The organism is Exilibacterium tricleocarpae, from assembly GCF_007004655.1.
Lineage (GTDB): Bacteria > Pseudomonadota > Gammaproteobacteria > Pseudomonadales > Cellvibrionaceae > Exilibacterium > Exilibacterium tricleocarpae.
Map to the genome: position 1 here is coordinate 84820 of NZ_ML660096.1, position 11229 is coordinate 96048.

An 11229-nucleotide genomic window follows, 5' to 3' on the forward strand; every position below is an offset into this window, starting at 1 on the left:
TGCACCAGCCCACTCCAATCTCTTGAGTTTGCACTACTAATGCAGACCAAAAGTGAATTTGCACTTGGTACAAATCGTGGTCTGTCACGTTTTCCGGTTTTTCACTTGATCTCGTCCGATTTGAGAGCACATGCTTGCTCCGGCGCTGCTATGGCAACGTTTATGCTTCCGAGCACTCTTAAATCGAACGATCTCTGCGCGAAAACTCCGGTAACTGGCGCAATGTTCGGTCTAGGTATCTTTCGGTTGGCGCAGCGAGAACACATTGCCATCTACATCGAATGCGTACGCCTGCCAGAGGTTGTCCAACAACACCGGTTCGCTCACGAACGCAACACCGAGTTCTTTAAGTCGTTGATATTCCCGTTGAATATTCCCGACCTCAATTGAGAAGCTATAGCCTGGGGCGGTTACCTCGCGTTGGCCTGAAAACGCTGGGGTACGAGGGTTCTCATATTGCCAGAGCTCTATCACCTTAACGGAGTCCATGCGAAACCAACAGCCTTTCACGTGCGCGTTATCCACGTTGACCACTTTATCGGACTGGGGGTGATTCTTGTATTCACCGACGTTATAGGGAGAAAAGCCCAGTACCATCTGATAGAAAGACATAAGGCGTTTAATATCATGAGTAACCAGGGCAACTTGTGTCATCCACATCGGGTAGCCCAAATCCTGAAAGGCGCTGTCGTAGCCGGAACGCGCGAGAATCTCTTTGTCCATCTGCTCCATCTCCAGCATATTGCCTTCCGGATCGTAGCCGTAGGCATAAGTCACGCCATAGCCACCCAAATCCACAGGTGAAGAGCCGCGGCTCAGGACATCCAAACCCGCCGCCACAAACTTGTCGTAACCAGGATCTGAAGCTGAGGATGGAAAGCAGGTGTGCGTCATGCCAGGCCCCTGAACCGGCATTTTGTGTACCGGAGAATCTCGATTGTGCTCGAACGCTATCAGCTCAAACAACATGTTTGGCGCCTTGATTACCGCTTGCTCATACTCCAGACCTGGAGCGCCGAAGAGTTTATTGGCATCGGCGTTGTCGGTGACCAACTCTCGACTGAGCAATTCGAATCCGGTAGCGCGCTGATAGAACGACAATGTCTTGTCCAAATCCCTGACCGACAAGCCGATGTGATTAATGCCCTGAATGCTGGTGGCGGTATCCTTGACGGACGCCTTTGGGTCGACTTCGACGGTGGTTTTAGCCAGCGATGCCGCCAGTGTGGTATCGGCAACTAACGATTGATTCGTGGGTCTCATTATTTCCCTTTTACTCTGCTTCTAAAAAAGCAGTTTTTGTATTTGTTCGAATTCGGAAAGCTTTAGACACTTATGATGCAAAATCGGCGACATGATGCCGTCGTCGATAAAACCTGGAATTCGGCGATTTACCTAACCAATAAAATTTTATGAACAGGTTCAAATAATTCTATTGAATAAAAAGTGTGTGTCAACCCTCACGCCAGCAGACCATTCAGAGCTAACTGACTCTGGTGCTGGGCGCGCGGCAGCTGAATCCATGTCAATGACATGGACGCGATGGCGGCAGTGGTGCTCGTTGAGGGGGAGCGCTCGTGGGTTCTCAGCGCCCGTGAGCATTACTGAAAATCCGTGAAGATCCGTGAAAGGGAATATAAGTGCAGCGAGACATGAGTGCTGTTTGGTCGGTTGCCCGATGTCTTATACTCGTTTTCCCGGTTCCCAGAGTGATGGGAGGTTTTGGCACATCTCGCCCCGACCATTACCCGGCAGTTACACCCTTATCTCACTTTGATAGTGGTTGACATTGGTATACCGGAGATTACAATTCGAAATATGAACTTGTTCAATATACCCTGAGTCAGCGGGGTATAACATCGAGTGGGCGCAATTCCTGCGGATTTTCAGGTCGTTGAAGAGGCAGCCGTTGATGAGGTTGATTCCTATCCGGAGCAAGCTCAAAGAAAGATCACCCGAGGCAATGATAAGGGCGCTTTGGTGTTCACAGTAGAGCAGCTGTTAACCTGTCCAGTCTGCGTGTATCTCTCCGGCAGCGCGCCTGGATTCCAACCGACAACGGTACTGAATGATGCAGGATTCAAGAACATTTAGACAGACCTTAAGTCAATTTGCCACCGGAGTGACTGTGATCACGGCTAAATCCCCATCGGGAAAACCCATTGGGATGACCGCCAATAGCTTTAGTTCGCTCTCCCTTGACCCGCCTCTGGTGCTTTGGAGTATTGCCAGATCCTCCGGTCTGTACACAGAGTTTGTCGAGGCGAAGCACTACGCCATACACGTGTTGAAAGAAGGGCAACAACAGGTATCCCATCAGTTTTCCCGCAGGAATATTGATCGATTTGAGGGTGTCCCTTACCAGTTCGACAACCGCGGAGTTCCCCTGTTAAATGATTGCCTTGCCAGATTCAGCTGCGAGGCTTTCTCGCACATGGACGGTGGTGATCACACCATTATCGTCGGCCGCGTTATCGATATGAGCAAGGCCCAAGGTTCTCCCCTGATCTTCCATGGAGGCAGTTACGGGGCTCTGGCAAGTTAGTTCCACTATTGGGTGGTGTCGAGACGCCTTCGCCGCTGGGCAGCAGCGAACAACACCTCAAACTTTGCTGAAAGGGATTCAGAACCAGCAACGGCGAGGACGTCAGGTCAACCACAGAAATACCACTACAAACTGACAGAGAATAGCCCAAGTCTGCTTTAAGGAGTTATCGTTTTGGACAATTTTGAACAGAAAACTGCCTTTATTACCGGCGCCGCGTCAGGGCTTGGGCTTGGGCTTGGGCTTGGGCTGGTCCTGACCAAAGCTCTTGTTAACGCCGGGGTCACTGTCTTTGGTGGGCCGGGGGAAATCCCATTTAGAGATTGGCAGTGGAATACCCTCTTTACACTACATTGCTCCTCCAATCATCCGGCGAATAAAAGGCCATACATCAGGTGAATAGCGCGCTTCGATTCACGGCATCGCTGGCCGATTTAGCCATGCAGGTTTTGACCGAAATTTCGACAACTTTCACACATTGGTCGCATTCTGGGATTGCGGTGGGTCGTTAAGCAGTGGTTGCGCAAAAGCTTGTCACCAAACCTATTGGCGAACTTAGAATAGTTTCCGCAGTAAACGATAGCTGTTGCTCAGAATGTGTCTCAAACCTCAGCATATTTGTTATGGGCATCGTTTCCAATGTCCTGTCAGTGATCATTGACACAAACATTTTTACGATTACAATCATAAAGTGAACTTGCTCAACATAACTTAGTAATCTGAGAGACAAAAGCTGGAAGACAAGAGTGAGCGCTATTGTTTCTGCAGGCTTTCAATTTGTTAAGGGTGAAAAAACCTCTTCCGGTCGTGCCGTTCGGCTTGGCAATATGAACTCACGCAAAAGTCAACCATAATATCGAGAACCACCATGAATAACATTATCAGCACTGTATGGGTATTGATTTTTGCCAGCTCTGCTTTTGCCAAGGATCTGCCTTCAACTCGCCCGGAGCGTCAGGGGTTTTCCTCTGAACGCCTCGACCGCATCACACAGGTTACCCGCAACTATGTGGAACAAGGAAAGCTGGCGGGCGCCGTCACCATGGTTGCGCGACGGGGCGAGATTGTTCACTTTGAAGCGGTCGGTCAGCGCGGTGCCAGCGATGACAGCCCTCTCAAAAAAGACGATCTTTTCCGTATTTATTCCATGACCAAACCCATCGTGGTGGCCGCCACCATGCAACTGTACGAACAGGGAAAATTTCATTTGAATGATCCTGTGTCTAAATTTGTGCCCGAATTGAAAGACCTGCAGGTCCTTAACCCGGAGGGCGTGCAGGTCCCTGCTGAACAGGAAATGACCATGCAACAACTGCTGACGCACACCTCGGGACTGTCCTATGGCTTCAATCCGACGACTGATCCAATCGATCAACACTATGCCGATGCCAAATTGACAGAGAGCGAGAGCCTTGATGATTTTGTAAATCGCCTAGCCAAGCTTCCCCTCAAGTTTCAGCCGGGTCACCAGTGGCATTATTCTGTCGCCACGGATGTTGCCGGCCTGATTGTCGAACGAATCAGCGGCCAGCCCCTGGACCAATACTTGTATGAGAACATCTTTGAACCTTTGGACATGGAAGACACTTTCTTCGAAGTACCTGACGACAAGCTTCATCGCTTTTTACCGAATCACTTTCTGCACCCCGAAACCGGGGAACTGGCTCAGATACCGGACGAAAACCTCAGGGGGATGGCCGCCTTTCGTGATGTCAAGCTGTTTTCCGGCGGTGCGGGACTTGTCTCCAGCACCATGGATTACATGAAATTTGCCGAAGTCATGCGCAATGGCGGCGAGCTGAACGGAAGGCGTATCTTGGGCACCAAAACCGTAAAATTTATGGCCACAAACCACCTCCAAGCCGGTCTGGTGAAGGGGGGAAGCGGAGAGCAGCCAACCCAAAACCCGACCATAAAAGGTTTTGGCTTTGGTTTGGGCTTTGGGGTTGTCACTGACCCTACCGCAGCCGGCGTGATCGGCAGTGCTGGAGAATACTATTGGGGCGGAGCGGCAGGCACTGTGTTCTGGATTGACCCCGTTGAAGACTTGGCCGTGATCGGAATGATCCAGTTGATGGGTAGCCCCTACCCCTTCAGAGCGGATCTCAAAACCGCTACCTATCAAGCGTTAACCGAGTCACTGGAATAGCAGACCAGTGAAAAAAGGCATGAGAGTTTTTTCAGCAACGCGGTTCAACTGTCGATAAAGCGCAGCCGCTACAACGTTAATTTTTACTGAAAGGCAATTGAGATGAATTTAGGATTAAAGGGGTTGAAAGCAATCGTCACTGGCAGCACCTCAGGTATTGGCAAAGCCATTGCAGAGCAGCTTCTGCAAGAAGGCGCCGACGTAGCCGTTTGTTCGCGCCGCCAGAAGAAGGTCACCGAGACAATTGAAAAGCTGGGTCAATACGATGGACGTGTGGTTGGCAGCGCGGTCGATATTACGGAGCAAGAAAACTTTAAGGTTTGGGTTGATGGTGTTACGGAGCAACTGGGTGGCCTGGATATTTTCATCGCCAATGTTAGCCCCATGTCCAACAATTGGGAAGAAGAAGTCAAGACTGATATATTGGGCACGGTCACCGGCATCGAGTGCGCCATTCCCTATTTGAAAGCATCGAACAATGGCGCCATAGTCTATATTTCCTCCATGGCTGGCACCGTTGGTACACCTATGCTGGCCGCCTACGGTGCCTCCAAAGCGGCCATGACCCACTATATGAAGAGTCTGGCCTTGGGATTGGTAAAAGAGGGTGTGCGAGTTAACACCGTATCTCCCGGAGATATTATATTTGAAGGCGGGGTTTGGGATAACTTGAGGCAAAACAACCCAGACGCATTCTCCAAGGTGCTGGCGAGAAATCCGATGGGAAGATTGGGTGAGCCTGTTGAAATTGCCAAGGTTACCGCCTTTCTTGCCAGCCCTGCCGCCAGTTTTATCTCTGGCGGGCATCTGGTTGCCGATGGGTGTTGCACCCGCCACGTACATTTTTAGCGCCAGTAGTCTGTGGGCCTGCTATCTTCGTTTGGCTTTTTTGAGTGCATGGTATTGTTCTGTGTAAGTATGGCTGGAAATCAATTTGAGTGTGCAAAAGCCACTTTTAATATTGTAAGCGACTGATTTTTGAAGCTGAGAAGAGGTGTTTCGTCCAGAGGGATGACATTATTCCCTCTAGCAAATTAAAAATAAGTCTTTTATATCAGTCGGTTACATATATCCCAACCGTCGATTGTTCTCATAGGGTTATGGACTCGACCAGGAATTGAATCATGTGCTTGGCCATTTTCTGGCTGGGATAGAATTTAAATCGATCCATATTGATAGGGAGTGCCAATGCGCCATGGACTGAGGACCATATCATTTGTGCCAAATCACCGGGGTTGCCATCACGAATTTGACCGCGCTCTTGTCCTTCAATGATTGAAGCGCACAGGTGATCGTAAAATACTTCACCTTTCAGGCTCTCTTGTTCGGGCTTGCTCATGCAGCCCGGTCGCACAAATAGAAATGCGCTGCGAAAAATGGTTCTCTGGTCTTTTTCGAACTGCACATAACACTCTAGCATTCTGCGAATGCGTTTTACCGGGTCCTTCACTCTCTTGGCTGTGGCTTCAACTTTCAGGCGGAGTTCGTCGACTGGCTCCTTCCAGAGCGCCTGAGCCAAATCCGCCAGATTTTCGTAGTAGGTATAGAACGTGCCCACGGAAATACCAGCTTCTGTCGCAACCGCTCTTACGGTGATCTGACTGGAATTGTGTTTGGCCCTGAGTCTGAGTGCCGCTTCACGGATGTCATTTCTGACTTTTCGCTTCTTCTCGGGTGTAAGTGCTGGCCTGGGCATGCGTAATAAGCCTACTTTCTATGCTGGGTTGTCACGGATGGCGGGCATAGTCGCACAGTTGGCGGCGAAAAGTCCAGTATCAGCACTTAACTTGTCCTATAATACGTTATACGTTGGATAACTGGCATTTGCAGCTCAAACAGTAAGTTAAGTGCACGCAATTTACTATTGGGGTATATCACTATAGGGGCATTGAATCAGCCATCAACAGCATTACTCGAAACAAAACAGACGAGATGAATTGAAGGATAGGAGATATACCTTTTTCCCCAAATACAACACCTCTCCCACAAAAAAATCAACGAAGACTCCCCCAATAAAGTAGACGTGCGTATTCCGAATCAAGCTGAACACCTATTCCGCTCGAAGTTGAACACTGATTCCACTGTAAACTGAACACCTGCACCTGGCGAATGAAAAATTAATCAAAAAATAGAAGCAAAGAGGCTTGTTCAAGTGCTGTGATATTATGAATGGCACTATAATTATCGACAGAATCTTTGGCCAAACTTAGCCCAGCATTAACTGGCACAAACTAGCAACTGTTCACATTAATTGGGAGAATGGGATTTGAACCGGCATCCCTTCCCACCACCAACAGAAGAAGGTGAACTGATCTCAGTTCACCTTTTTATTGCCTGCGCCCCGCGCTACAGGCCTTATGCAACGGGGCTTTACGGACTTCGCACCTCTCCTAAGGTGGATCAAACAAAACTTGAAGATCAACACTTTTTCAGGCACATCCAAGAACGTCGTACCGACTCAGATCTGGATTGCCGTTTGTATGTATTTGCTCTTGGCATATAGCAAGTCTTGCAACAGGCTGAGCTTAAGTCTCCAGCAGATTTTACGGTTACTTTAGCTCAATCTGTTTGAATGAAGGGATCTGATTCGGGCTATTCGACAATGCGATATGTCGCGGCTAGAGCGCGCGACATATCTAAATTAGTTATAGGATTTATTATTTGTGCTTGAGGCTCTCAATAACCTGAGCGCCCACCCAATAAATGTCCGCTTTTCCTTCACCAAAATATCTGTGAAAGAAGAAATATTTCCCGTCCGGTCAACAGCGTAAAGAAGTGATGGGGCAAGTGATTCGTGCAGGCCTGCAGGATAAAAACATAGAAAATCACATTGAGACCTACTGTACTGAAAAAAAATCGAAAACGTCGTAAAATTTACCGCTATGACACTAGCGGATCTGTCGAGCCTGCATGAAGGTACTATTGTCGGCCTGGGAGTTACCAGTAAACAATTCCAAGAATGGAATAAGAAAATACCTCCTCAGCATTATGAACGCTGATAACACCTGCGCCCAATTATCGTCCGCCTCCATCGGTCAGGTAATCTGGAGCAATCCCAAAAATACTAGCTAATCAATGGCAAATAACCATTAATCACCAGCACATCACCTTTCACCAGGATAAAGAAAAGAATGGTATTTCCACCGTTGCTGCAATGAAGTACAAAATTCGCAGGTGCAAATTCAGGGATTACCTGTGCTGTTGCCAGCGAGACATAACCAGGCAACTTCCAGTCGTATTTCGACAACTCCTTGCGAAGTTGATCGTGCGAATACTCTATACGCCCATTTTTGATCGCAGAGATAATTAACGACACGTCTTCGTGCGCGACACCCTCAGCAACAGCTACTCTTATCTCTTCCCCGTTGGAGTTAGACGAGTAGTATTTAACCTCCCTGCGTGACAAAGTCCAGAAGCCATCCCGCATAGCTCCGCCATGAGATTTGGACCATTCCCTGCTGTTTTGCTGGCGTGGTAGTGAAAAAAATTTCTCACTGCCGATTGATAGCACCCTGTACTTGAAGAATGCGCCTTCCTCTACAGGTTTTTCTTGAACAGAAATCATGTAATCACTCGAAGGGGACATGGGTGCCGTTGATACACTCTCGATCTCCCAGATTCCCGTATCGTGCGCGAGTTCCGATACAACTTTTATCTCCTCCTCAGTCAGGCTTTTTCCATGCTTGAAATCCAACGTTATTCCATTCGCCGCTTCTCCCGCCACAGCAAGTTTCAGATTTAGCGCCAGACAAGCTAATACGACACCCAAAAATCGAACACTGACCAGCATGGGAAATCTCCTCGAGACCGATTGTTGTATTTTACTCTTTAACCTATCAAGCGCTGTTTTGAACCGCTGCTATCATTCAAAATCGGATAAAAGTATCAAGAGCAATATTAAGGGAGAAACCGAAGTGTGGCAAAAAAAGAAAAAGGGCGTCTAACTATCCCCAAACCGGGTTTGCAGCGAGCGATAGCAGGTGACGCAATGCGCCCCCTGCCAACCGGTGTTATCGCCATTGAAAAATACTGCGAAAGCCTTTACGCCAATCGCCACCATCGCTCGAGGCCCACACATCGTTTCTCAGCTCACCGTATTCGTCGAAACCGGCGATACCACCCACCAGCCAAAGCTTGTTTTTAAACACCACCACCTGGTGGCCATAGCGTGGAGGGAAAGCTTCGCTGGTGGGTACTTGGGTCCACTCGCTACCGTCGAGCGACGACCACACATCGTTTTTTAAACCGCCATCGAAATCACTCGTGAGACCACCCACCAGCCATAGCCTGTCGTCAAACGCCACCACCTGGTACCCCGCCATGCGTCCAGGGAAGGCTACATCATTTGGTATTGACGACCACTCGTCACCATCTTGCGACGACCACACAGAGTTTGTAACCTCACCGAAAACATCCTCACTACCCACCAGCCATAGCTTGCCGTCAAACACTACAACTTGGTCCTCTCCGCTCCTCGCGGGCGCGGTGGTGCTTACTTGCGTCCAGGCGCTGCCGTTTTCCGAGGACCACACATCGGTTTGTGCTTCAATGAACTCACCCCCGATACCACCCACCAGCCATAGCTTGCCGTCAAGCACCACTACCTGATGGCCAAAGCGTGGAGAGAAAACGTCTCCGCTGGGGAGCACTTGGTTCCACTCGATACCATCGGACGACCACCACACATCGTTTGTATAGTCACTCTCTCCTTCCCCTTCTTCAGCCAACGCTAACTCTTCCCCATAATAATCCCCCACGAGACCACCTATCACCCATAGTTTGTTGTCAAACACCACCACCTGATGTTTCTGGCGTGGGGAGAAGACCGCGTTGCCGGTTTCTTCTTGGGTCCAAGCGATACCATCGGGCGACGACCACACATCGTTTGTAACACGACCATCGTAACCACCCACCAGCCATAGCTTGTCGTTAAATGCCACTACCTGGTGACCGTCGCGCGGAGAGAAAGCCGCATTGGTGGTTGCTCGGGCCCAGGTTATACCGTCGAGCGACGACCACACATCGCCGTTCTTCTGACCGAAATCTTCGCTACCGCCCACCAGCCATAGCTTATCGTTAAACGCCACTACCTGGTGATCAGCGCTTGGGGAGAAAGCCGCATTAGGGGCTGCCTGGGTCCAGTCAACGCCGTTGCTCGACGACCACACATCGTTTTGATCCCCATCGTAATCCTCGTAACCACCCACCAACCATAGCTTGTCCTTAAACACCACCACCTGGTGTGCCTCGCGTGCGTCGCGTGCCGAGAAGTCATTACTATTGATGACTTCTTGCTTCCAGGTTTTACCGTCTTCCGAGGACCACACATTGTTTTTAGCCTCGCTGCCAAATTCTTCGTAACCACTCACCATCCATAGCTTGTCCTTAAACACCACCACTTGGTGGTCAAAGCGTGGAGAGAAAACTTCGTCGGTGACTACTTGGGCCCACTCGCGACCGTCTTCCGAAGACCACACATCGTTTTTTCCCTCCCCTGCAAAACCACCCACCAGCCAGAGCTCGTTTTTAAACACCACCACCTGGTGGCCAGCACGTGCGGAGAAAGCCGCATTGGGGGTTACTTGGGTCCAGTCGACACCGTTGCTCGAAGACCATACATCGTTTAAACGCCCACCTAAGCCACTCCGCACGGCACCACCCACAAGCCATAGCTTGTCATCAAATACCACTACCTGGTGATTGAAACGCGGTCCAAAGCCCGCGCTGGTTTCCTCTTGAACCCAGGTGACGCCGTCGCGCGACGACCAGATATCGTCTCCATCATCGCCACCCACCAGCCATAGCTTGCCTTTAAACTCTACCACCTGGTGTTCGGCGCGTTTTGAGAAATGCTCTGCGTTGACCGTTAACGCGGCCTCGTTGGCGCCATGTCGCAAAATGTAGTGACCGGCTTGAGTTAACCTGGCCGCCGTATCCGTTACCGTCTGCCCACTCAGGGTATTGAACTGCCCATCGGAGCAAAGGGGATAATTCTCCAGATCGCAATCAGCCTTGCTGCTGCGATAGAACTCCAGCCCACTGGCTGATGCCGGAAAATCCACCAGGGTATCGCTACTGCCGATCCAGGCACTCATAACCACCGTAGCCGGTGCTGCAGCAATGTCATAATCCGCCTCAGCGGCGGCGTAACGCGCATCGGCCTCTTTGTTCGCGGTGATTGTGGCGCTGCCTGCACCCGTCACGGTTACCTTGCCGGTGGCGTCCACCGTGACGACGGCGGGATCGCTCGAGTGGTAATGGATGTCACCTGTGCCATCACCACCGCTAGCGGGATTTCTCAGGGTCCCGCCCACCAACAGTTCCAGCGGCCCCGCCTGCTCGAAGGTAATCGTTTGGACGGCAAGACTCACGGTAATCTCATAACTCGCACTGGCCGCGGCGTAACGCGCATCGGCCGCTTTGTCCGCCGTGATCATCACACTGCCGGCACCCCTCGCGGTTACCTTGCCCTCGGCATCCACCGTGGCGACGCCGGTATCGCTCGAGCGGTAACTGATGGCACCGTCGCCGTCGC

The 11229-nt window shown here is 50.4% G+C and carries 8 protein-coding genes and 1 pseudogene; 5 read left to right on the top strand and 4 right to left on the bottom strand.

The genetic code is table 11. The features are described 5' to 3' along the window. Positions 1–231: 231 nt before the first annotated feature. Positions 232–1263: a VOC family protein gene (locus tag FKG94_RS16170; RefSeq protein ID WP_142905366.1), complete on the bottom strand. Its 1032-nt coding sequence runs from the start codon at positions 1261–1263 to the stop codon at positions 232–234. A gap of 600 nt (positions 1264–1863) precedes the next feature. Between FKG94_RS16170 and FKG94_RS16175 the strand changes: the two genes are divergently transcribed. From FKG94_RS16175 to FKG94_RS16190, 4 genes are all read left to right on the top strand, one after another. After that, positions 1864–2094 (top strand): hypothetical protein, encoded by a 231-nt coding sequence (locus FKG94_RS16175; protein ID WP_142905367.1) that lies wholly within the window; start codon positions 1864–1866, stop codon positions 2092–2094. Continuing rightward, the gene (locus FKG94_RS16180) at positions 2072–2545 is read left to right on the top strand and encodes a flavin reductase family protein (RefSeq protein WP_246125218.1); all 474 of its coding nucleotides are present in this window, start codon (positions 2072–2074) and stop codon (positions 2543–2545) included. The genes FKG94_RS16175 and FKG94_RS16180 overlap by 23 nt, the downstream gene beginning before the upstream one ends. Before the next feature lie 868 nt (positions 2546–3413). Further along, entirely contained in the window at positions 3414–4694 is a 1281-nt protein-coding gene (locus FKG94_RS16185) for a serine hydrolase domain-containing protein (RefSeq protein WP_142905369.1), read from the top strand. Between the two features lie 102 nt (positions 4695–4796). Then, a complete protein-coding gene (locus tag FKG94_RS16190) occupies positions 4797–5543 on the top strand; it encodes an SDR family NAD(P)-dependent oxidoreductase (RefSeq protein WP_142905370.1) in 747 nt (248 codons plus the stop codon). Between the two features lie 241 nt (positions 5544–5784). Here FKG94_RS16190 and FKG94_RS16195 read toward each other — a convergent pair whose 3' ends face one another. After that, positions 5785–6390 (bottom strand): TetR/AcrR family transcriptional regulator, encoded by a 606-nt coding sequence (locus tag FKG94_RS16195; protein ID WP_142905371.1) that lies wholly within the window; start codon positions 6388–6390, stop codon positions 5785–5787. Between the two features lie 697 nt (positions 6391–7087). On the opposite strand from FKG94_RS16195, the pseudogene FKG94_RS29230 reads away from it, so the two are divergent. Continuing rightward, a pseudogene (locus tag FKG94_RS29230) lies at positions 7088–7249 on the top strand (IS4 family transposase); the annotation flags it as partial. A 509-nt stretch (positions 7250–7758) separates the two neighbouring features. Here FKG94_RS29230 and FKG94_RS16205 read toward each other — a convergent pair. Both FKG94_RS16205 and FKG94_RS28995 read right to left on the bottom strand, forming a co-directional pair. Further along, positions 7759–8484, bottom strand: a complete 726-nt coding sequence (locus FKG94_RS16205) for a hypothetical protein (protein WP_142905373.1) — start codon at positions 8482–8484, stop codon at positions 7759–7761. Positions 8485–8704: 220 nt separating this feature from the next. Further along, a partial coding sequence (locus FKG94_RS28995) for a Kelch repeat-containing protein (protein ID WP_218943552.1) occupies positions 8705–11229 on the bottom strand: 2525 nt, incomplete at its 5' end.

What these genes read in the sequence shown, in the direction of transcription:
- FKG94_RS16185 (WP_142905369.1), top strand. Translation starts at nt 3,414, where the DNA reads ATGAATAACATTATCAGCACTGTATGGGTATTGATTTTTGCCAGCTCT.
- FKG94_RS16170 (WP_142905366.1), bottom strand. Translation starts at nt 1,263, where the DNA reads ATGAGACCCACGAATCAATCGTTAGTTGCCGATACCACACTGGCGGCA.
- FKG94_RS16205 (WP_142905373.1), bottom strand. Translation starts at nt 8,484, where the DNA reads ATGCTGGTCAGTGTTCGATTTTTGGGTGTCGTATTAGCTTGTCTGGCG.
- FKG94_RS16180 (WP_246125218.1), top strand. Translation starts at nt 2,072, where the DNA reads ATGCAGGATTCAAGAACATTTAGACAGACCTTAAGTCAATTTGCCACC.
- FKG94_RS16195 (WP_142905371.1), bottom strand. Translation starts at nt 6,390, where the DNA reads ATGCCCAGGCCAGCACTTACACCCGAGAAGAAGCGAAAAGTCAGAAAT.
- FKG94_RS16190 (WP_142905370.1), top strand. Translation starts at nt 4,797, where the DNA reads ATGAATTTAGGATTAAAGGGGTTGAAAGCAATCGTCACTGGCAGCACC.